Below are 20,525 nucleotides of genomic sequence, written 5' to 3' on the forward strand. Positions count from 1 at the left end.
CTCAGCCGTCACAAGAACCTTTTCCAAACGTGAGTTCAGGCAGCAAACGCCTTATTGCGCCTAGGTTGGCTTTTCTTTGATCAATTTTGGCGTCACGGAAGTTACAAAACATCCCCCAGTCAAGTCCGCGCAGCCTTTACCATTGCTTCGATGCCCGCGGCGCAGAACTCGATCAGATGATCGACATCGGTCAAATCTCCGCCTTGCGCCAATGCCTCGACGCGCCACGCACTATTGAGATGTGCAAGCATCGCTGAAACCGAATAGACCTGTCCGCTGGCCAATAGCGCTGGATCAGTATCGGGATAAAGCGCCGCAATCTCAGCAATAAAACGGTGCGCAGTTGGGTCAAAACACTCGGCCGCAATGTCGCGCCAGCGCGGATCGACCGAGACATGGGCGACCAGACGCCCATAGGCTAACCATCCCGGTCCTCCCGTTTGTGCAAGCATCACATAGGGGCGGATAAAACAGTCCAAAATGGCCCGCAGTGATAGCGCACCCTTTGCTTTGACCATTTCCAGCGCCTCGATCCTACGGAGAGCCAGGGCGTTAGCGCGGCGGGCAACTGTGCGATAAAATAGCTCTTCCTTACCGCCGCCGTGGTGATGCACCAACCCAATCTGAACACCCGCCTTAGCAGCAATATCCCGGATCGAAGCCCCTTCGAATCCTCGTTCGGCAAAAATGGATTCCGCCGCATCCAAAATGCGTGCCTTGGTCTGCAGGGACCGCTTGGAAGGCGCTCTTTGCCTTGGTTTTTCAGCACTTTTGATCGTCATGAGATTCATCTTGCCTTATTTTGGTCGTTCGTTCAAGTTAAGCGTCACGAACTTGGGGAGGGTTCATGACGGAGACGCGCGACACATTCGCCCTGATCGGGGCGGGCCCAATGGGTTTGGCTGCGGCCAAAGTGCTGACAGAACAGGATATCCCCTTTCAGGGGTTCGATCTGCATTCGGATGTCGGCGGTCTGTGGGACATCGACGCCCCCAGGTCGACGATGTATGAATCCGCCCACCTGATTTCATCCAAACGGATGACTGAATTCACCGACTTCCCGATGAAGGATGCGGTCGCCGAATACCCTTCACACCGTGCAATGCGTGACTACTTCAGCGACTTCGCCGATCACTACGGATTGCGTGATAAGTATCTGTTCAATGCCGAAGTTACCGAGATCTCGCCGCTCGGTAAATCGGGCGACGGCTGGCGTGTCTCGTGGCGAGATCAGGATGGTGAACACGAGGCCGAATTCGCCGGGGTTCTGATTGCAAATGGCACCCTTTCAGAACCCAACATGCCCGCATTCCCCGGCACCTTCGACGGCGAGTTGATCCACGCGTCGCAATACCGCTATCCCAGCCAGTTCGATGGCAAACGTGTCCTTGTCGTGGGCGCAGGAAACTCCGGTTGCGACATAGCGGTGGATGCAATCCACCATGCGCAACGCTGTGATCTATCGATGCGACGGGGATATTACTTTGTGCCAAAATACGTGTTTGGCAAGCCCGCAGACACGATGGGCGGCAAGATCCGCCTGCCGATGTGGCTGAAGCGCAAAGTGGACAGTCTGATACTCAGCTGGTTTGTTGGCGACCCACAGAAGTACGGCTTTCCGAAACCCGATTACAAGCTCTACGAGAGCCATCCAATCGTGAACTCTCTGGTCCTGTATCACGCAGGTCACGGCGATTTGCGCATCCAACCGGACATAGAACGGCTGGAAGGAAAGACCGTTCATTTCAAGGATGGCAGCCGCGAAGATTACGACATGATCCTTGCAGCAACAGGGTACAAACTGCACTACCCCTTCATCGACAAAGACCTTCTGAACTGGCAAGGCGATGCTCCGCACCTTTATCTCAATGCCATGCATCCTGAACGGGACGATCTATTTGTTCTAGGGATGATCGAGGCCACTGGGCTGGGCTGGCAGGGGCGGCATGAACAGGCCGAGATGGTGGCCCGATACATCAAAGGCCTTCAACATGATTGCCCTGTGGCCTCCGAACTGACCGCGCAAAAACAACAGGCTTACGGGCGCGCCACCGGAGGCATGAATTACCTTAACCTCGCCCGCATGGCCTATTACGTCGACAAAGCCACCTATCGCAAAGCGGTTACCGGTTGGATCGCACGTCTCAGGAAAGCCACCGGATGAGTGGTATTGACGAGATTACGCTGAATTTCAGTCCGGGTTCGCTGACATTGCTGAACGCAATCCTGGCGATTGTCATGTTCTCGATAGCCATTGACCTGGCGCCCAGAGATTTCGATCGCCTGCGCAGGGCCCCGAAGCCGGTTATCGTTGGGTTGGCTTCCCAGTTCATCATTTTGCCCGCGCTGACCTTTGCGATGGTCTGGGTAGTGGCTCCGCCTCCTTCGATTGCATTGGGTCTGATCCTCGTGGCCGCTTGCCCGGGCGGTAACATATCGAACTTCATCACGCATCGCGCAGGTGGAAATGCCGCCCTGTCTGTGTCCATGACTGCATTTGCCACGATTGGGGCGATCTTTCTAACGCCGCTGAACATCGCTTTGTGGGGTGGGTTGTACCCCCCAACCCGCTCGATCCTACAGCAAACCGAGATCGACCCGGTTCAGATCACCATCATTGTCGGGCTGATGCTGATCCTGCCGCTTGTGCTGGGCGTCACATTGAACCAGCGCCAACCAACGCTGACGGCGCGCCTGCGCGCGCCACTGCAATACCTGTCGATGGGGATTTTCATCGCCTTCATCATACTCGCTCTGGCTGCCAACTGGGGGTTCTTCCTAAGCTACGCCGGAGCCGTCGCAGGGCTTGTGATCCTTCACAACGCTCTGGCTCTGGGCGGCGGTTGGGTTGCTGCCACTGTCAACCGCTTGTCCCCCTTTGACCGACGCGCAATCACAATCGAAACAGGCATTCAGAATTCGGGCCTTGGCTTAGTTCTGATCTTTGCGTTCTTTCATGGGTTGGGCGGGATGGCCGTGGTCGCTGCGTTCTGGGGAATCTGGCACGCCATCTCGGGCCTCGCGCTCGCCTCGGTCCTGTCCAAAACCGAGGCCACACGATGACCCGGATCCTGATCACTGGTGCGGCGGGCATGGTTGGGCGCGCTCTTTTGGCCGAACTGCATGATCATGAGGTCTTCGCCACCGATTTACATCGCCTGGACGACATGCCCAAAATGATCAGTTTCCTACGTATGGATGTCACCACAGAGGACCCCGCACGGGTCATTGCTGAGGTCAAGCCTGATGTCGTTGTTCACCTGGCCTCGATCGTTACGCCACCGCCCAAAATGGGACGCGAGGCCGCTTATGCAGTCGATGTCGAGGGCACGCGCAACGTTGTGGAGGCCGCCATCGCCAATGGCGTGCGCCGTTTGGTGGTCACGTCTTCTGGTGCTGCATACGGTTATCACGCAGATAACCGCGTGCCTCTACGCGAGTGCGACCCTTTGCGTGGAAATCCTGAATTTCCGTACTCGGACCACAAACGGCAGGTTGAAGAATTGCTGGCCGAAACACGAAAGCACGCCCCGGAACTGGAACAGGTTGTTCTGCGTGTCGGCACGGTGCTGGGGGAGGGCACCGAAAACCAGATTACCGCTCTGTTCCGTAAACCGCGCTTGCTGGCTGTGTTCGGGAGTGAAAGCCCGTTTGTCTTTATCTGGACCCGTGACCTGGCCCGCGTCTTAAAGCGCGCCGCCACTGATGGCCCGCCTGGTATCTTCAACGTCACCGGAGACGGCGCTTTGGGTATCACTGACCTTGCCAAAGCAATGGGAAAGCCAGTTCTGCGGCTACCCGCATGGGTGCTAAAGACGGCATTATGGTTGGCGCGGCCGTTGGGCTTGTCGCGATACGGGCCCGAGCAGGTTCGCTTTCTGCAATACCGACCTGTATTGGACAATTCAGCGCTCAAGTCAGAGTTCGACTATACGCCCGAAAAAACCAGCGCCGAGGTTTTTGACCTCTGGAAGCAGCAGGCTGACCTATGAAAACCGCTGTGATATCGGGCGGTGCAGGTGGGCTGGGTCAGGCACTGTCCAAGGCTTTGTTAACACGTGGCTGGCGGGTTGTGGTGTTGGACCTGAACGTCTCAGACCTTGCGCCCACCCCGAACCTAGTGCCCATCGCCTGCGACCTGACGCAGCCTGAGCAATTGAGCAGCGCCGTCTCTGACATCATCGCCACCAGCGATAGCGTCGATCTGGTCATCTACAATGCCGGGATCACCCAAATTTGCGGGTTTGATCGATCCGATGAGGCCAGCCATCGCAAACTGTTCGAGATCAACTATTTCGCGGCCGTTGAAATGGCACGTGCGTTACTTCCCGAAGTGCGAAAATCCGGTGGCGCACATCTGGTGATGTCATCCGTCGCAGGGTTCACGCCGCTGTATCATCGTACAGCATATGCGGCTTCCAAACATGCGCTGGAAGGATTCTTCAAGTCGCTCCGCTCAGAAGAGAAATCCTATGGTGTGACGGTACACATCGCGGGCCCGTCCTTTGTGGCGACCAACACAGGAAACGCGGAAGCACGGACTGATGGCACTGCCAGACCGGGTTCGGCGCGGGACGGGATGGATGAAATGAGCCCCTCTGAGGCAGCCGAGATAATCTTGCGCGGCCTTGATAGATCGCAGCCCACAATTCCTGTGGGTCGCGTGGCGCGCCTCGCATGGTGGCTCAACCGTATTTCTCCGCGGCTGTACCAGCGATTGATGGAACGAAAGATCAGTGGATCCTGACTTAATCCAGAAAATCGCAAACCGACCCCTTGACCTTCCCGTCACTGGAAGCCCCATGTGAAGGGCAGACAAACTACGGGATGAGTCGGATGTCAGACGTTCGAACAGTTCAGCTGAACATTGTCGGAATGGGATGTGCATCATGTGTTGGTCGCGTCGAAGCAGCGTTGCGCGAAGTACCTGGCGTCGAAGATGCACCGGTCAATTTCGCGTCCGAAACAGCGCAAGTCACCTTCGCGGGCCCGATGTTGGACATTGCGAAAGCCTTGGACACCGCAGGATATCCGGCGGCGACGCGGCAAGTTGAACTTCGTATCGATGGAATGAGCTGCGCGTCTTGCGTATCCAAAATCGAGCGCGCGTTAGAATCCGCTGCTGGAGTTGTTGCGGCTCAGGTGAACCTCGCGACTGAAGGTGCGACGGTTACCTATCTCGAAGGATCAACCAGCCCGGAGGCGCTGTCCCAGGTTCCAACCGGCTTAGGTTACCCTGCGCGGCCGAGTTCGATTCAAGGTAACGAAGCGACACCTGACGCGAAAACCGAAGAAATTCAAAAGCTGACTCATACAACAATTGTTGCCGCCGTGCTGGCGCTGCCAGTTATTATTCTGGAAATGGGCGGTCATATGATCCCTGCTTTTCACCATTGGGTCCACGCAACCCTTGGCGCACAAACCAGCCAGTTGATCCAGTTTGCATTGACATCTGGCCTGCTGATCGGGCCGGGGCGGGTGTTCTATTTGAAAGGCATCCCGTCATTGATACGTGCCGCGCCGGATATGAATGCACTGGTCGCCTTGGGCACCGGTGCTGCCTATCTGTATTCGGTCACAGCCACTTTTGCGCCACAAGTGCTGCCCCAAGGCACTGCGAATGTGTATTTCGAAGCCGCTGCGGTCATCGTCGTTCTGATCCTGTTGGGTCGCCTTTTGGAGGCACGCGCCAAGGGCAAGACCGGTGCGGCAATCCGCAAGTTGGTAGGATTGCAGCCCAAAACCGCGCGGGTCGAACAAAACGGTACCACTGTGGATCGTCCAATCGCGGAAATTACTGTTGTAGACATCCTGCAAATCCGGCCGGGTGAGCGTGTGCCTGTGGACGCCGAGGTTCTGGACGGCACTTCTTATGTCGATGAAAGCATGATCACGGGCGAACCGGTGCCAGTCGGAAAATCCGCAAAGGATCAAGTTGTCGGAGGTACAGTGAATGGCGCGGGTGCGCTGCGTGTGCGGTCCAGCCGTGTCGGTGCGGATACCGTGCTGGCACAGGTCATACGGATGGTCGAACAAGCGCAAGGGGCCACTCCGTTGTTTATGGCGATTGATGGTCAGGCGGCGGCAAGCCTAACCGTCTCGGACCCGATCAAACCGGGCACCCCGGAAGCACTGGCGCAGTTACACGAGATGGGCCTTACTTTGGCTATGGTCACCGGCGACAACGCACGAACAGCGCAAGCTCTAGCAGATCGGCTGGGGATCGATCATATCACCGCCGAGGTGCTGCCAGACGGCAAATTGAGCGCGATAAACGCGCTACGAAATCAGTATGGAACGCTGGCATTCGTTGGGGATGGCATCAACGACGCCCCAGCACTAGCGGCTGCCGACAAAGGCATCGCGATCGGCACCGGTACAGATGTAGCGATCGAAACAGCAGACGTCGTTTTAATGTCGGGCGATCTGCGCGGCGTGACAAATGCCATGGAAATGAGCCGCCGAACTATGCGCAACATCCGCCAGAACCTAGGATGGGCGTTTGGCTACAACATTCTTTTGATCCCGGTGGCGGCCGGCGTTTTGTACCCGTTCGGAGGGCACCTTTAGTCGCCTGCACTAGCGGCAGGCGCTATGGCATTGTCGAGCGTCTTTGTCGTCTCGAACGCGCTGCGCCTGCGCCGTGTCCGCGCCAGTGCAGCGGAAACCACGTTAGCCACACCTAAGGAGGCCCATGCATGAATATCGGAGATGTCTCAAACCGCACCGGTCTTCCAGCCAAAACCATCCGGTATTACGAGGATATCAACCTGATCAAACCGATGCGCGACGACAACGGATATCGTCGGTTTCGCGAACAGGACGTGCATAAGCTTAGCTTTTTTGGGACGTGCCCGTGCATTGGGGTTCACAATCGAAGACTGTCGCACCTTGCTGGCCCTCTATGAAGACGAAACACGGGTCAGCGCCGACGTCAAACGGATCGCGCGAGATCATCTTACACAGATCGAGGCCAAGATAGCGGACCTGAATTCCATGCGCGACACGCTTGGCCACCTGATCGACGCCTGCGCAGGCGATGACCGCCCAGATTGCCCGATCCTGCACGATCTGGGTGGCAAATCGTAACGCGGGGTTGCCCTTTCGGCGCAGCTTTGCTTTGTCTCTGCTGAACAATCCGGTCCGCTGCTCGGCAGGCGGAGGGACCGGTCAGCGGAGAGGATCACCAAATGGCAAAAGTTGCTTTCCTTGGCCTTGGCGTCATGGGCTATCCCATGGCTGGCCACCTACAGGCCGCGGGTCACCAAGTCACCGTTTTTAACCGTACCACCTCAAAGGCCGAGGCCTGGGTGGCTGAACACGGTGGCGCATTGGGCAAGACACCCAAAGAAGCAGTTCAAGGCGCAGATTTTGTCATGGCTTGCGTCGGCAATGACGACGATTTGCGCAATGTCTGCACTGGTGATGATGGCGCGTTCCATGGGTTGAGCGCGGGCGCTGTTTTTGTGGATCACACAACCGTATCGGCCAAAGTCACCTTCGAGCTGTATGACGCGGCCAAAGCGCAAGGAAATGCATTCGTCGATGCTCCGATTTCTGGTGGTCAGGCTGGAGCAGAGAATGGCGCGCTGTCCATCATGTGCGGCGGCGATCAATCGGCTTATGATGCGGCAGAACCAGTGATGCAGGTCTATTCGAAGATCTGCCGACGCTTAGGCGACAGTGGCGCGGGACAGATGACGAAGATGTGCAACCAGATCGCTATCGCCGGGCTGGTTCAGGGCCTCAGCGAAGCCCTGCATTTCGCCGAAAAAGCAGGGCTGGATGGCCGCGCAGTTGTCGAGGTTATAAGTCAAGGCGCTGCGGGCAGCTGGCAGATGGCGAACCGATACGAAACGATGCTGGACGACCATTTTGGCCACGGTTTTGCCGTCGACTGGATGCGCAAAGATCTGGGCATTTGTCTGGACACCGCGAATGAGACCGGAGCGTCCCTGCCCGTGACCGCTTTGGTCGATCAGTTCTATAAGGATGTTCAAAAGCTGGGCGGTGGTCGATGGGATACATCCTCACTGATCAAACGGCTTCGGGCACTGGACTAGGGAACCCAAGAACAAATGGCCGATTTGACTGCATTTTGGGTTAACGCGTTGCGCACGCATTGGGGGCTTGAGGTCAAGCTCTCGCGCCTCGATGGCGAATACGATCTGAACTTCCTGGTTCAGGCCAAAAATGGGCAGGACTACGTGCTCAAGGTCATGCGGGCAGGCTGCGCGCGTGAATTGGTCGATTTGCAGATCAAAGCGCTCGAACACATCGCTACTGAAGCTCCGGGACTGCCATTTCCCAAAGTGTTGCCGGATCTGAAGGGTGCGTTGCTTGTCGACATTCAGGACGAGACTGGCGAGCAAAGGCTGGCCTGGTTGCTGGAACGCCTGCCCGGACAGTGCTACGCCAAGGCCGCCCCCAAAAGCGAAGAACTGATCCTTAAACTCGGCCGCGTTCTGGGCGCAACGGATCGCGCTTTCGAGCAGTTCGAACATGACAGTCTTAATCGGGCCGGTTTCAAGTGGGATCTGACACAGGCGGGTTGGGTCGCCGACAAGTTAGAGGTGGTTTCCAATCCTGACCGGCGCGCTTTGCTGGCCGGAATCGCAATAGAATTTGATGGCATCGCGGGCCAGCTGAGCGCCCTGCCGAAACAGGCCATTCACAACGACGCCAATGACTACAACATTCTGGTCGAAGGTGAGTTGGGCCAACGCCAAACAGTATCGGGCATGATCGATCTGGGCGACATGTGCGCCGCGCCGCGTATCTGTGATCTGGCTATCGCCGGGGCATACATCGTACTGGATCATCCCAAACCCGAGCGCGCCCTGACCGCTTTGGTCCGCGGCTATAACGCTGCCAATCGCCTGAGCCCGGCCGAGGTTGACCTGATCTGGCCATTGCTGCGGATGCGACTGGCGGTGTCTGTGGTGAATTCCACCCTGATGGCGATGGAAAACCCGGATGATCCGTATGTCACCATCTCTCAGAACCCGGCATGGAGGTTCTTGGAAAACACCTCGATCAATGGGGGCTTGATGCCGGCACGGCTGCGCGCGGCGTGTGGGCTGCCTGTCACCGATGGGGCGGAACGCATCCACGCCTATCTGTCGGAACATAGGGGGCATTTTGCTCATATTTTCGATCAGGACCTAGGTGATGTGCCAATGGGATCCCTTTCCGTCGAAAACTCGGTTTGGCCGCAAAATCCGTTTCACATGCCATTGGAAGAGGCCGCGAGGGTTGGCGAAGAATTCGGCGAAGACCTATGGCTTGGTTACTATAACGAACCCCGCCTGATCTACACCGAATCCGGATTCAGAAAGGGGCCGTGGAAAGCATCCGACCGCCGTACAGTGCATCTGGCTGTGGATGTCTTCGCACCCGCCGGAACCGTCCTGCATGCGCCGATGAGCGCGCGGGTCGAAGCGCTCGAAAACCGGGACAGCCAACTCGACTATGGCGGCGTAGTCATTCTCCATCATGAAACACCCGAAGGTGATCCGTTCTATACGCTTTATGGTCATTTGGACCCCGAGGTTTGCGACCGCCTAAAACCCGGTGACCCGGTGGCGCAGGGTGCCGCCTTTGCCCGTCTTGGCGATGCCAGTCAAAACGGCGGCTGGGCTCCGCATGTGCATTTCCAACTGGCACTGACAACAGATGGGATGGAGGCCGACTGGCCCGGCGTCGGCGACCCGGACGAAATGGAATTGTGGCATGCCGTTTGTCCCAATCCCGCAGCCCTGCTGAACTTACCAGATGACAAGGTGTTCTACCGCCCCACAGACAAACAAGCGATCCTGCAAGGGCGACACGACCATTTTGGCGGCAACCTCAGTCTGACCTATGATGACCCCGTTATGCTGGTTCGCGGATGGAAACATCACCTGTTCGACGAATGGGGCCGCCCCTATCTGGACGCCTACAACAACGTCCCCCATGTGGGCCATGCCCATCCGCGCATTCAAGCCGTTGCGGCAGATCAGTTGAAGCGGATGAACTCGAACACGCGGTACCTGCACCCGGCGCAGACGGCATTCGCCGACAAGATACTCTCCAAGCTGCCAGGTCAGTTAGAGGTCTGCTTTTTCGTCAATTCCGGCACCGAAGCCAACGAACTGGCCTTGAGACTGGCGCGTGCACATACCGGGGCTAAGGGGATCGTGACGCCAGACCATGGCTATCACGGCAACACCAACGCGGCTGTGGCTATCTCGGCCTATAAGTTCAACAAACCAGGCGGCGTCGGCCAGGCGGATTGGGTTGAACTGGTCGAGGTTGCCGATGATTTTCGCGGGTCTTTCAAGCGGGATGATCCGGATCGTGCTGAAAAATTCGCAGATTTGGTGGACCCGGCAATCACCGCTCTGCAGGAAAAAGGGCACGGGGTTGCGGGTTTTATCGCGGAGACGTTCCCCTCGGTCGGTGGGCAGATCATTCCGCCCAAAGGTTACCTGCCTACCGTTTACGAAAAAATCCGTGCCGCAGGCGGCGTTTGCATCGCGGATGAAGTTCAAACCGGCCTAGGGCGGTTGGGAAAGCACTACTTTGGCTTTGAACACCAAGGCGCTCTACCGGATATCGTGGTTTTGGGCAAGCCCATCGGCAACGGCCATCCATTGGGCGTTCTGGTGACGACCCGAGAGATCGCCGAAAGCTTTGACAACGGGATCGAGTTTTTTTCGACCTTCGGCGGTTCAACCCTGTCTTGCCGGATCGGCAAAGAGGTTCTGGATATTGTCGATGACGAAGGTCAAAAGGACAACGCCCTACACATGGGATTACGTCTGATGGACGGGTTGCGCCAGATCGCAGCTCAATTCGGGTGCGTCGGCGATGTGCGGGGGATGGGTCTGTTTCTGGGTGTGGAATTGGTCAACCCGGATGGAACCGAGGGCACTGAAATCTGCAAATACGTCAAGAACAGAATGCGCGATCACCGTATCCTGATCGGCAGCGAAGGTCCAAAAGACAATACCCTGAAAATCCGTCCACCTTTGACCATCGAGGCCGAGGATGTGGACATGATACTCTGGGCCTTGCGAGAGGTCCTGTCAGAAGTTGGCGAATTTACCCCTGCCCCTCTGTGTGACCATGATCATCACCACGCAGGATGTGGGTGCTGCTGACTCACAAAAAACCGGCTCTCACCGGGGTTTCGCGGTCAGGCATATCAATCTAGTGCAATACAGCCGAGTGAGCTTTGTGACCTGTTGTTGGCATCGGCACGGCGGCTGTCATGCGACGCAGGGCCAGCCCCAGCTCTTCCGACATTGAAGCCAATGCAGGTGCAAAATCAGGGCGCACAATCAGCGACGCCATCATCATCGCGTCTTCGCGCGCGCCGTCAGACGCTGCTGCAATCATCTGGGCAAAACAATTCTCATCTGCGCCGAGACACGCACATCCCAGCCCGTGACGCACCAATGGACGGCGGCCATGATCGGCGCAAAGCGAGCACAGACGATCCAGTGTCAGCATCACCGCTCGTCCGTGGTCGCGACCCAACGCGATGTCAAAATCGCTGGCGGCATCAGCGCGACCGCTTTTGCCTTCGCCCCAAAGGCGCAGATACATAACGGCACCGGCTTCGACCGGGCTGAGGTCAGACAGGCGACCAACGGCCGCCCCACCCCGAGACGCAGATCCGCTCATTTTGTGAGGATCAATTTGCCGGCGCGGGTGATGCGCAGCGTGTAAAGCTGATCGCCCAGCTCGATATGGGCCAGGTTGCCACCTTTTGTCAGCTCTTCAGCTTTATGCGCGGGAAGCATCGAGACTGCATAGGACTGGCTGGGGTTTGGGGTCTGCGCGTTCATCGGACAACTCCAGAGGTTTTAAGGCAAACGGCCTAATCTGTTCGCGTTTCTAACGATCTGGCTGACCCAAAATCAGGTTGGCTGATGGTACCTACACTTAATCTGATTAATTTAGTAAGGTATGTCAAGTGCCGGCTGGAAAGAACCTGAAACCGGCATGATTGCGGTGCATCTCATTGCGCGATAGGTCTTGGAAAACGCTTGAAATGGGCAGGTTTTCAATGAACACAGCAATCGTATTCGATCTCGATGGGACGCTGGTGGACAGCATTGGTGACCTAGCCGGGGCAGCGAACAGAATGCTGGCAGACGTGGGCCGAGATCCTTTGCCGCTGGACATCATCAAACGATTCGTCGGCAACGGCCTGCCCAAGTTGGTCGAACGGGTTCTTCAGCATTGCGACCTGCCAATGGACCGCCACAACGAACTTACCCAACTCACCCTTTCGCGCTACACTGCTGCGGCCAGCGACACGACCGTGCCATACCCAGGCGTCCCAGAGGCCCTGTCTTACCTGCTGGCCAGCGGTTGTGTTTTGGGCGTTTGCACCAACAAACCGGAAGCACCAGCCCGCCATGTATTGGATGCACTGAATCTGTCCCAATACTTCGATGCCGTGCTGGGGGGTGACACGTTGAACACACGAAAGCCCGACCCGGCCCACCTGATCGCAAGTTTCGAAGCACTTCCACGCCATAACAAACGCCTGTTCGTCGGCGACAGCGAAGTCGATGCGGAAACCTCAGTTCGTGCGGAGATACCGTTTTTGTTGTTTACCGAAGGATACCGAAAGTCGCCTGTTGCCGAGATCCCGAACCAAGTCAGCTATAGGTCCGCAGCGGAACTGCCAGCGTTGGTGGAGCGCTTGTCTCAGCAGCAATAAAACTAAATGGAAGGCCTTAAAATTATTGAGGGGCCGACCGAGGGGGTAGAGGCCGACCCCTCATCGGGGAAAAGTGGTGTGGTCTGGGAAGACCTACTGGTTGAATCTTGTTTACCGACTCTTGTTGGCGCGCGAAATTGGGGGATTCCCGTAGACGGCCACTATTTTCCCGGTTTTGAGCGCGGTTGCCCTGCCCAATTCGCAAAAACGGCTGGTGCTTTGCCTTGAAACGCGGAACGGCGGCTCGACGTCTCGGAAAGCGGGAACAAAACCGCTGACAGGAAATGACTACCGGTCACGGGCATCGGATTGCATCCGAGCCAAATAAACTAAGAAAAGCCAACTGGTTTTGTAGTTTGACGCTCGATCAATCGCACTTGCGTGCGTTTGACCTCCGATGGCTCAACAGAGTTCTCCAGCCAATCCAAAACGGTTTCTGCAACCTGTCGACCAAAGTCATCGACACCGCAACAAATTGTGGACAATGCAGGCCAGCATTCTGCGGCCTCTTTGATGTCGTCGCAGCCGATAATCTGAAACTCTTCGCCAATGGTTTTTTGGGCCTTGTGACAGGCATTGATCATTCCAAATGCGACAAGATCGTTAAAACACACAGCCGCATCGTATTCCGGATGGTCTGTAAACAAAGAAGCTGCGGTGGTTTGACCGAATGAACGGCTGCTGCGGCCCGTCAGAACCATGGGCGGAAGGTCCTGTTCGGCCATGACCTCGAGATATCCTGAAACCCGTTCATGCGTAACAGGACGACCTTCGAGCCCGCCAACAAACGCAATACGCCGTGCTCCTGCTTGCAAAAGAACCCGCGTCGCCATACGGCCACCGGTCAAATAGTCAGGCGCCAGGAACGGAAACTTGGCGTAGTCACTGCTGATCTGACGCATCACTTGTATCGTTGGCACGCCAGAACGTTCGATCGCGGCAATCGAATTTGCCACGTCGCCATAAGCGGGCGATAGGATCAGCGCCGACACACCATGTTCCAGCATCGCACCAATAACCTGATCCTGGATTTCCGTATCTTCATTCGTGTTTGCCACAACGACGGCATATCCACGAGATCCCAAGGCCATCTGCAGGGACGTAGCAAATTCTGTGAAGAATGGGTTGTTAAGGTCGTTGATGACCAACCCTATCAGTGCAGTACCGGAAGATCTGAGATTTGCCGCGGACCGGTTGTAGACGTAGCCGATCTCTTTCATCGCAGTGTGCACCAATTGGCGCGTCGCGGGCTTCACCTGCTCACTGCCCTGCAGAACAAGGCTTACCGTAGATTTGGAAACGCCCGCCTTGGTGGCGACATCTATGATCGTCGGTCTGCGCATTCAGCTTATTGCTCAACCCCATGAAGGTTCAAAAGTGTGATCATCCGCTTTTTGGCCATATCCGGATCCAGAAGCAATCCGGCCTGATCCGCAAGCCGGAACACTTCGGCATAATGGCAGATGTCGCGGCTGGATTGGAAACCACCGGGCATAACAAAATGAGACTGCGCGCCGTTCAACCACGCCAAATACGCAATCCCTGCCTTGTAGTACCGAGTTGGCGCCCTGAAAATCTCACGGCTGAGAGGGACGGTTGGTGCGAACAAGGAGTTGTAACGATCCATGTCGTTCTGGGCGAGCGCTTCAAGCGCTTGACTTGCGGCCGGGGCAATTGCAGCGAAAATTCCCAGCAAGGCGTGAGAATACCTCGATCCATCCCCGGCAATTAAGTCGGCGTAGTTGAAATCATCCCCAGTATACAGGCGAACCCCGTCCGGGAGGCGGGCGCGAAACGCCTCTTCATGCGCCTGATCCAGCAAAGAGATCTTGATGCCGTCAACCTTGCCCGGGTTCTCGGCGATCAGAGACAGAACAAAGTCACTGGCCTTCTCGACATCGGCACTGCCCCAGTAACCGGTCAGCGCAGGGTCAAACACATCGCCCAACCAATGCAGGATGACAGGATCCTTCGCCCCATCAATCAATGAACGATAGACATGATGATAGACATCTGGCCCAGCCTCGATTGCTGGAAAAGCGCGAGATGCCATCAGGATCAGCTGTCCGCCTGCCGCCTCGATCTGTTCTGCCTGCATCTGGTAGGCTGACAGAATACTATTCGCGGTTTTGAGGTCTTCAAGGCGCATATGATCCGTCCCTGCCCCACATGCGACCCTAGGAGACAATGGATGAGATTTGGAGGCGACCATGGTGCGCTGGATCAACTCTAACGCAGTGTTCCAATCCACACCCATGCCACGCTGTGCCGTATCCATTGCTTCTGCCAGGCCAAGCCCTTGATCCCACAGCCCTTGCCTAAACTGTAGCGTTGCATCCCAATCCACAGCCGGACGTCCGTCCCATGGGCCTCGCTCGGCCAGCGGGTCCGAGACCACGTGCGCAGCGGCGAATGCCGTGCGGGTCAAGGGCACTTTCGGTGCGCGCGGCACCAACGGTGTTCCGGACAAAGTGTAAGGTGCCAATTGGCCATCGAGTCCTGGCAAGGTCAGGGCCATCTCCTCAGACCTCCAGATCCAGGACCAAAATCCCGTCGATCCCGCCTATTGCGTTCTCGACAAGCTGCCCGCCCAGTGCCTTGTGGGTTTCGTTGGTCGCATATGCCTCAAGCGCGGACCAGTCAGCGAAATCAATGACAAACCCGTGCATATAGCCACGCTCAATCTGTTCGGGGCTTTCGCTGCGACCCCCGGTAAACCCACCTGCCCCGGGCAGCGTCTCGGACAGATCAGAAAGCCCTGCGTAGATTTTCAATATGGCCTGCTCGGTCACATCCGGGCGAAACTTGGTTAGAACGATATGGCGGATCATTGTGTTAACCCCTGATCTTGTTTGATCATGTCAGCGGCTTTTTCACCGATCATGATGGTAGGTGCGTTTGTGTTTGATGAATTGACCATTGGCATGATCGAAGCATCAGCGACGCGAAGCCCTTCGATCCCGTTGAATCGCAGGCGCGAGTCCAAAACCGCTTCGGCATCGCCGCCCATCCGACAAGTGCCCGCACAGTGGTGAGACGTCTTGGAATGCATGCAGATAAAGTTGAAATACTCTTGCTCAGTGCGAACATCTGGCCCTGGCAAACGTTCGGCAAGGATGAAGGGTTTCAAGGCATCTTGCGCGAGGATGTTCTGGACCAGTTTCAGCCCGCGGATCGACATCTCTCGATCATACGGATCGGCCAGATAGTTCGGGTCGATCAACGGCATCGCTGCGGGATCAGCACTTTGTAATCGAACGCTGCCACGCGATCGCGGTCGTAAGAAACAAGCGTTAAGGGTTACGCCTCCATTCGGCATCGCCTCGACACCCGCTTCGATACCGGTTCCAAGCCCCAGATGCATCTGAAGATCCGGCGAACGCGCGTCTGGATCGGCGTACCAGAACCCTCCAGTTTCAAACAGGCTAGAGGCCACAGGACCTTTTCGGGTGAACAAGTATTGCAGGCCGGCAAAGGCTGAGAGATGCAACTTAGCAAAACGGTCGTACGTGTGTGGTCCCGAGACCTCACAAATCGAGTACAAGTCTAGGTGATCCTGCAGGTTTTCACCAACTTGCGGCTGATCAAAGACCGTCTTGATGCCAAGGTCTTCCAGATGATCCGCCGGGCCAACCCCAGACAACTGCAACAAACGTGGAGAGCCAATCGCGCCAGAACAAAGAATGACCTCATTCGATGCGCTGAATTTTTTACCGTTGATCAACTCCACGCCCGTTGTCCGGCCACGATCCACAAGGATGCGGCGGACCTGGGCTCCAGTCTGAACGGTGAGGTTCGAACGGCCCCGGTTTGGAGCTATAAACGCCATGGCAGCTGACGACCGACGCGCATTTCGCTGGGTCAGTTGGTAGTATCCGGCCCCGTCCTGTTTTTCGCCGTTTACGTCACGTGTTTCGGGAATTCCGACCTGTCCAGCCGCCTGAATGTAGGCGTCGCAAATCGGCAGGGGTGCGGCAGGCATTGAAACCCCCATAGGCCCGCCCCTTCCGTGGAATGTGTTGTCATACGTGTCGTTGTCTTCAGATTTCTTGAAATAGGGCAGCACGTCGGCATAGCTCCACCCGTCGCACCCCATCTGTCGCCAGTCATCGTAGTCCTGCGCGGCGCCGCGCGTGTAAATCTGTGCGTTGATCGCAGATCCGCCGCCAATCACCTTGGCTTGGGTATAGGTGAAAATCTTATCTTGCATGTGCTTCTGCGGAACGGTCGACCACCCCCAGCTGCCAATGCCTTTGGTCATTTTGGCAAATCCGGCAGGCAGATGGAAAAACGGGTGCCGATCGGTTGATCCGGCCTCGAGCAACAGTACATTGGCCGAAGGGTCTTCGGACAAACGCGCCGCAATGACCGAGCCCGCCGACCCGCCACCAATCACAATGAAATCATACCCTTCAGACATTCTGTTTTGCCCTCAGATCCTTGGTGTTCAAAGTCGCGAGATTGACAGGCCGCCATCCACTGGGATCACGGCGCCGGTGGCGAATTGCATCTGACCTTCAACAATCGGCAGGATGACATCCCCGATATCCTTCGGCTCGCCCCAGCGCGCCGCCGGGACAAGGCCACCCTCGATCCGATCTGTGTATTTGTCGCGCACCCCTACCGTCATGTCGGTGGCAATAATGCCCGGGCGCAACTCAAAGACGCCAATGCCAAGCGGTGCCATACGCACGGCAAAAAGCTGCGCCATCATCGCGGCGGCCGCTTTGGACACGCAATATTCTGCGCGTTCAATCGACACCATCGTTGCGCTGACAGAGGTGACAAAGGTTATCGACCGATAGCTGTCCCGAGGCTGCGCCTCCATGCGTCGCGCTACGTGCTGAGCCAGAAAGAACGCCCCGCGCAGGTTGATATTCTGTACGGAATCCCAGTTCTCGGGCGTTAGATCCAGCATATCTCCGCGCACGGGCGCACCCACGCCTGCGTTGTTGATCAAAGCAGTGATCGGACCCAACTCAGCCTCGACCTGATCCAACAGCGTTGGGACATGAGCGATATCTGACACATCGTGCTGCACATGGATGGCGGCAGGGCCAAGTTCGGTCAATGCCGCCTTCACCGCGGGTGTGTCAGGGGCCGAGCGCGATGCCAATGCCACCTTATAACCGGCAGCGATCAGGGCACGGGAAATGCCCAGACCAATGCCTTTCTGCCCGCCGGTGACCAAAGCCGTTCCGCTCATGCTGCAAACTCCGTTTCGATAATGTGGCGACCCGCTCGCAAAGCGAGGGCGGCGACGGTCAGCGCCGGGTTTACGGCAGCCGAAGTCGGTAAGACCGACGCATCAACAATGAACAGGTTCCGATGGTCGTGGCTGCGGCAATGGGTGTCGACCACGCTGAGTGACGGATCGGTGCCCATACGCGCCGTACCACACTGATGCGACGGGGTGCGCCGATCAAACGGACGAGAAAGAACGATCGGAAACCCGGCTTGCCGGAGGTGCTTTTTCAAACGCGCGACCAGTGCTTCGTGCGCTTGCCAGTTCGAACGCTTCCAATCCAGACAAATTTGCTGGCCTCGGACGGTCACGCGGCTGTCGCGGTTCGGTAAATCCTCGGACATCGCGTAGAAGTCAAAACTTCGATTGGCGATAAGCGCCGCGATGGGGCCCGGCAGGTTGGTTTGTGACGCAAGGATTGGACCCGTGATCTTGCCCAGCATCTGGATGTTGCCCAAGGGCGGAACTCCGTTGCCGACAGCGTTGTAATAGTCGTTAAACATCAGCGTCTTCTGATATACGGACCGGTTTCGGCGCAGCGGGTGAATAGCCAGCACTGCCGAGCAATTGTGGTTCATGAAGTTCCGGCCTACCTGATCTGACCGATTGGCAAGACCAGTTGGACAATTTTCGTTCGCGGACTTGAGCAACAACACTGTGGATTGAACTGCCCCGGCCGCCAGAGCAATCAAAGGGGCTTCAAAAGTGCCTCGCCCTTCGACTTCGACGCCTGAAACGCGACCTTCATCACTGGTTATCAATCTCTGCACAGCCGCACCGGTCTGCAGTTCCACATTTGAATGCAACAAAGCTTGGGCCAGCGCATTGGTTTCCGCATCCATCTTGCCACCGCAGGTGTTCGGATAGGCATCCCACGTGGTTTGTCCGTGTGCCAGCCATCTGTCGATATCGACCCCGAGCGGGACTGACGAAGGGGTCAGACCAGTGCGCTGCAGACGAAGTCTGAGATCCGCAATATCGGGCTCATCCGGAACTGGAGGATATGGATAGTCACCGCTGTGGGGCGGCTCGGTTGGATCCTCGCTGGTGACACCGCGTACATTGTAAAGGGTCTCGGCCGCCTGATAATCAGCCTCGAGTTCTTCATATCGGATCGGCCAACCGGGTGATTGCCCGCCCATATGTTGGCGCGGTTCAAAATCCGCGGCCCGGTACCGTATCAGCGCCGCACCGTAGAATTTGGAATTCCCGCCCACACAATAATAGTTGCCCGGGCTGAAGAGTTTACCTTCGCCATCCTGCCATGTCTCATCGGGTCGAAAACGCCCGTCAGCGAATATCGCGTTTGGATCTCGATCCCAAGATGACGGGGTCAGACGTTCGCCCCGTTCAAGGATCAGGATTCGGCGCCCGCTCGGCGCAAGCACCGCAGCCAATGTCGCCCCGCCTATGCCGGACCCAATGATTATGACGTCGGCACGTGTCACGGAACGATCCGCATCTCGCTTTCAGGATCAAAGGCCACTGCCTTTTCCATGTTGACGGCAAAGTTGAAATCCTGACCTGCCGCAACCTCGGCATCCGAACGCATCCGGGCGATGACATCGCGCCCGCCCAATTGCATCGACACAAACGTGTCTGAACCCGCAGGTTCGGTCACAACGATACGGTTGGTCATATTCGCAATGTTCGAAGACTTTCGGTCGGCGCCATCCATATCGGTAATCGTTTCCGGTCGAACCCCCAGCAGGATGTCACGCCCGGCCCACGTCGCTAGATTGTCCTGGCTAAAGGGCAAATGCGCCGTCGATCCATCGTGCAGCACTACTTCGGCATGCGGGCGACCGTTCAACACCTCTACGCGCGCAGGCAACACGTTCATTGCAGGCGACCCCATGAAAGTGGCCACAAAGATATTGGCCGGGGTGTCGTAGATATCCTGTGGCGTACCAAGCTGCTGAACGTATCCGCCATTCATGACAGCGATCCGACTGGATAGCGTCATGGCTTCGATCTGATCATGCGTTACATAGACAATGGTAGTGCCAAGATTTTGGTGCAGCTTCTTGATCTCGGTCCGCATATCCACTCGCAGTTTCGCATCGAGGTTTGACAGAGGTTCGTCAAACAAGAACACGTCAGGTTCGCGCACCAACGCACGCCCCATTGCAACCCGCTGACGCTGACCGCCAGAAAGCTGCCCGGGTTTGCGGTCCAGCAATTGTTCGATCTGAAGCAGACTGGCGACTTCGATCATGGCTTTGTCGCGATCCGATTTGGGAACGCCATGCATTTCCAGACCAAAAGTGATGTTCTGTCCAACGGTCATATTCGGATAGAGCGCGTAGCTTTGGAACACCATGGCGATGTTGCGGTTTGATGGGTGGACCCCGTTCATCACCTTGTCCTTGATCCGAACCTCACCACTGGTGATCTCTTCCAGCCCGGCGATCATGTTCAACAAGGTTGACTTACCGCACCCGGATGGGCCGACGAGAACCAGAAACTCACCTTCCTCCACCGAGATATCAACCTTATGCAAAACCTCGACCGAGCCATAGGATTTGGTCGCGTTGTCTATGTCCAGAAAACCCATAAGGC

The 20,525-nt window shown here is 56.8% G+C and carries 17 protein-coding genes and 2 pseudogenes; 9 read left to right on the forward strand and 10 right to left on the reverse strand.

Annotation, left to right across the window (positions count from 1 at the left end):
* Nucleotides 1-119: 119 nt before the first annotated feature.
* Nucleotides 120-782 (reverse strand): TetR/AcrR family transcriptional regulator, encoded by a 663-nt coding sequence (locus Q1B13_RS00575; RefSeq protein WP_299076936.1) that lies wholly within the window; start codon nt 780-782, stop codon nt 120-122.
* A 65-nt stretch (nt 783-847) separates the two neighbouring features.
* Here Q1B13_RS00575 and Q1B13_RS00580 point away from each other — a divergent pair, with 65 nt between their 5' ends.
* The 8 genes and pseudogenes from Q1B13_RS00580 to Q1B13_RS00615 all read left to right on the forward strand — a co-directional run bounded on the left by Q1B13_RS00580 (nt 848) and on the right by Q1B13_RS00615 (nt 11,144).
* Nucleotides 848-2,164 (forward strand): NAD(P)-binding domain-containing protein, encoded by a 1,317-nt coding sequence (locus tag Q1B13_RS00580; protein WP_299076939.1) that lies wholly within the window; start codon nt 848-850, stop codon nt 2,162-2,164.
* Entirely contained in the window at nt 2,161-3,063 is a 903-nt protein-coding gene (locus Q1B13_RS00585) for a bile acid:sodium symporter family protein (protein WP_299076942.1), read from the forward strand. Before Q1B13_RS00580 ends, Q1B13_RS00585 begins: the two co-directional genes overlap by 4 nt.
* The gene (locus Q1B13_RS00590; protein ID WP_299076945.1) at nt 3,060-3,992 is read left to right on the forward strand and encodes an SDR family oxidoreductase; all 933 of its coding nucleotides are present in this window, start codon (nt 3,060-3,062) and stop codon (nt 3,990-3,992) included. Before Q1B13_RS00585 ends, Q1B13_RS00590 begins: the two co-directional genes overlap by 4 nt.
* Complete coding sequence (locus tag Q1B13_RS00595) at nt 3,989-4,747, forward strand: SDR family oxidoreductase (RefSeq protein ID WP_299076948.1); 759 nt, start codon at nt 3,989-3,991, stop codon at nt 4,745-4,747. Before Q1B13_RS00590 ends, Q1B13_RS00595 begins: the two co-directional genes overlap by 4 nt.
* A gap of 89 nt (nt 4,748-4,836) precedes the next feature.
* A pseudogene (locus tag Q1B13_RS00600) lies at nt 4,837-6,702 on the forward strand (HAD-IC family P-type ATPase).
* Nucleotides 6,699-7,089: pseudogene (gene cueR / locus Q1B13_RS00605) on the forward strand (Cu(I)-responsive transcriptional regulator). The pseudogenes Q1B13_RS00600 and cueR overlap by 4 nt, the downstream one beginning before the upstream one ends.
* A gap of 101 nt (nt 7,090-7,190) precedes the next feature.
* Entirely contained in the window at nt 7,191-8,063 is an 873-nt protein-coding gene (locus Q1B13_RS00610) for an NAD(P)-dependent oxidoreductase (RefSeq protein WP_299076951.1), read from the forward strand.
* Nucleotides 8,064-8,078: 15 nt separating this feature from the next.
* Nucleotides 8,079-11,144: an aminotransferase class III-fold pyridoxal phosphate-dependent enzyme gene (locus Q1B13_RS00615; protein ID WP_299076954.1), complete on the forward strand. Its 3,066-nt coding sequence runs from the start codon at nt 8,079-8,081 to the stop codon at nt 11,142-11,144.
* A gap of 49 nt (nt 11,145-11,193) precedes the next feature.
* Here the strand turns inward: Q1B13_RS00615 and Q1B13_RS00620 are convergent, their stop codons facing one another.
* Together Q1B13_RS00620 and hemP are read right to left on the reverse strand one after the other, a co-directional pair.
* On the reverse strand, nt 11,194-11,670 hold the full coding sequence (locus tag Q1B13_RS00620) for a hypothetical protein (RefSeq protein WP_299076957.1): 477 nt from the start codon (nt 11,668-11,670) through the stop codon (nt 11,194-11,196).
* The gene (gene hemP, locus Q1B13_RS00625) at nt 11,667-11,834 is read right to left on the reverse strand and encodes a hemin uptake protein HemP (RefSeq protein WP_120631905.1); all 168 of its coding nucleotides are present in this window, start codon (nt 11,832-11,834) and stop codon (nt 11,667-11,669) included. Before hemP ends, Q1B13_RS00620 begins: the two co-directional genes overlap by 4 nt.
* 221 nt (nt 11,835-12,055) lie before the next feature.
* On the opposite strand from hemP, the gene gph reads away from it, so the two are divergent.
* Nucleotides 12,056-12,718 (forward strand): phosphoglycolate phosphatase, encoded by a 663-nt coding sequence (gph, locus tag Q1B13_RS00630; RefSeq protein ID WP_299076959.1) that lies wholly within the window; start codon nt 12,056-12,058, stop codon nt 12,716-12,718.
* Between the two features lie 329 nt (nt 12,719-13,047).
* Here gph and Q1B13_RS00635 read toward each other — a convergent pair whose 3' ends face one another.
* From Q1B13_RS00635 to Q1B13_RS00665, 7 genes are read right to left on the reverse strand one after another with little or no spacing between them, the layout of a single operon-like run.
* Nucleotides 13,048-14,061: a LacI family DNA-binding transcriptional regulator gene (locus tag Q1B13_RS00635; RefSeq protein ID WP_299076962.1), complete on the reverse strand. Its 1,014-nt coding sequence runs from the start codon at nt 14,059-14,061 to the stop codon at nt 13,048-13,050.
* A 5-nt stretch (nt 14,062-14,066) separates the two neighbouring features.
* Nucleotides 14,067-15,236, reverse strand: coding sequence for a dihydrodipicolinate synthase family protein (locus Q1B13_RS00640; protein WP_299076965.1), 1,170 nt, complete (start codon nt 15,234-15,236; stop codon nt 14,067-14,069).
* Nucleotides 15,237-15,240: 4 nt separating this feature from the next.
* Nucleotides 15,241-15,549 (reverse strand): Dabb family protein, encoded by a 309-nt coding sequence (locus Q1B13_RS00645; protein ID WP_299076967.1) that lies wholly within the window; start codon nt 15,547-15,549, stop codon nt 15,241-15,243.
* A complete protein-coding gene (locus Q1B13_RS00650; protein ID WP_299076969.1) occupies nt 15,546-17,138 on the reverse strand; it encodes a GMC family oxidoreductase in 1,593 nt (530 codons plus the stop codon). Before Q1B13_RS00650 ends, Q1B13_RS00645 begins: the two co-directional genes overlap by 4 nt.
* 27 nt (nt 17,139-17,165) lie before the next feature.
* Nucleotides 17,166-17,924 carry a 3-ketoacyl-ACP reductase gene (locus Q1B13_RS00655; RefSeq protein WP_299076972.1) on the reverse strand — a complete coding sequence of 253 codons (759 nt, stop codon included), beginning with the start codon at nt 17,922-17,924 and terminating at the stop codon, nt 17,166-17,168.
* Nucleotides 17,921-19,411 carry a GMC family oxidoreductase gene (locus Q1B13_RS00660; protein WP_299076975.1) on the reverse strand — a complete coding sequence of 497 codons (1,491 nt, stop codon included), beginning with the start codon at nt 19,409-19,411 and terminating at the stop codon, nt 17,921-17,923. Before Q1B13_RS00660 ends, Q1B13_RS00655 begins: the two co-directional genes overlap by 4 nt.
* Nucleotides 19,408-20,520 carry an ABC transporter ATP-binding protein gene (locus tag Q1B13_RS00665; RefSeq protein ID WP_299076978.1) on the reverse strand — a complete coding sequence of 371 codons (1,113 nt, stop codon included), beginning with the start codon at nt 20,518-20,520 and terminating at the stop codon, nt 19,408-19,410. Before Q1B13_RS00665 ends, Q1B13_RS00660 begins: the two co-directional genes overlap by 4 nt.
* Between the last annotated feature and the right edge of the window lie 5 nt (nt 20,521-20,525).

It is taken from the genome of uncultured Ruegeria sp., assembly GCF_947489545.1.
Taxonomy (GTDB): domain Bacteria; phylum Pseudomonadota; class Alphaproteobacteria; order Rhodobacterales; family Rhodobacteraceae; genus Ruegeria.

What these genes read in the sequence shown, in the direction of transcription:
- Q1B13_RS00575 (WP_299076936.1), bottom strand. Translation starts at nt 782, where the DNA reads ATGACGATCAAAAGTGCTGAAAAACCAAGGCAAAGAGCGCCTTCCAAG.
- Q1B13_RS00580 (WP_299076939.1), top strand. Translation starts at nt 848, where the DNA reads ATGACGGAGACGCGCGACACATTCGCCCTGATCGGGGCGGGCCCAATG.
- Q1B13_RS00585 (WP_299076942.1), top strand. Translation starts at nt 2,161, where the DNA reads ATGAGTGGTATTGACGAGATTACGCTGAATTTCAGTCCGGGTTCGCTG.
- Q1B13_RS00590 (WP_299076945.1), top strand. Translation starts at nt 3,060, where the DNA reads ATGACCCGGATCCTGATCACTGGTGCGGCGGGCATGGTTGGGCGCGCT.
- Q1B13_RS00595 (WP_299076948.1), top strand. Translation starts at nt 3,989, where the DNA reads ATGAAAACCGCTGTGATATCGGGCGGTGCAGGTGGGCTGGGTCAGGCA.
- Q1B13_RS00610 (WP_299076951.1), top strand. Translation starts at nt 7,191, where the DNA reads ATGGCAAAAGTTGCTTTCCTTGGCCTTGGCGTCATGGGCTATCCCATG.
- Q1B13_RS00615 (WP_299076954.1), top strand. Translation starts at nt 8,079, where the DNA reads ATGGCCGATTTGACTGCATTTTGGGTTAACGCGTTGCGCACGCATTGG.
- Q1B13_RS00620 (WP_299076957.1), bottom strand. Translation starts at nt 11,670, where the DNA reads ATGAGCGGATCTGCGTCTCGGGGTGGGGCGGCCGTTGGTCGCCTGTCT.
- hemP (WP_120631905.1), bottom strand. Translation starts at nt 11,834, where the DNA reads ATGAACGCGCAGACCCCAAACCCCAGCCAGTCCTATGCAGTCTCGATG.
- gph (WP_299076959.1), top strand. Translation starts at nt 12,056, where the DNA reads ATGAACACAGCAATCGTATTCGATCTCGATGGGACGCTGGTGGACAGC.
- Q1B13_RS00635 (WP_299076962.1), bottom strand. Translation starts at nt 14,061, where the DNA reads ATGCGCAGACCGACGATCATAGATGTCGCCACCAAGGCGGGCGTTTCC.
- Q1B13_RS00640 (WP_299076965.1), bottom strand. Translation starts at nt 15,236, where the DNA reads ATGGCCCTGACCTTGCCAGGACTCGATGGCCAATTGGCACCTTACACT.
- Q1B13_RS00645 (WP_299076967.1), bottom strand. Translation starts at nt 15,549, where the DNA reads ATGATCCGCCATATCGTTCTAACCAAGTTTCGCCCGGATGTGACCGAG.
- Q1B13_RS00650 (WP_299076969.1), bottom strand. Translation starts at nt 17,138, where the DNA reads ATGTCTGAAGGGTATGATTTCATTGTGATTGGTGGCGGGTCGGCGGGC.
- Q1B13_RS00655 (WP_299076972.1), bottom strand. Translation starts at nt 17,924, where the DNA reads ATGAGCGGAACGGCTTTGGTCACCGGCGGGCAGAAAGGCATTGGTCTG.
- Q1B13_RS00665 (WP_299076978.1), bottom strand. Translation starts at nt 20,520, where the DNA reads ATGGGTTTTCTGGACATAGACAACGCGACCAAATCCTATGGCTCGGTC.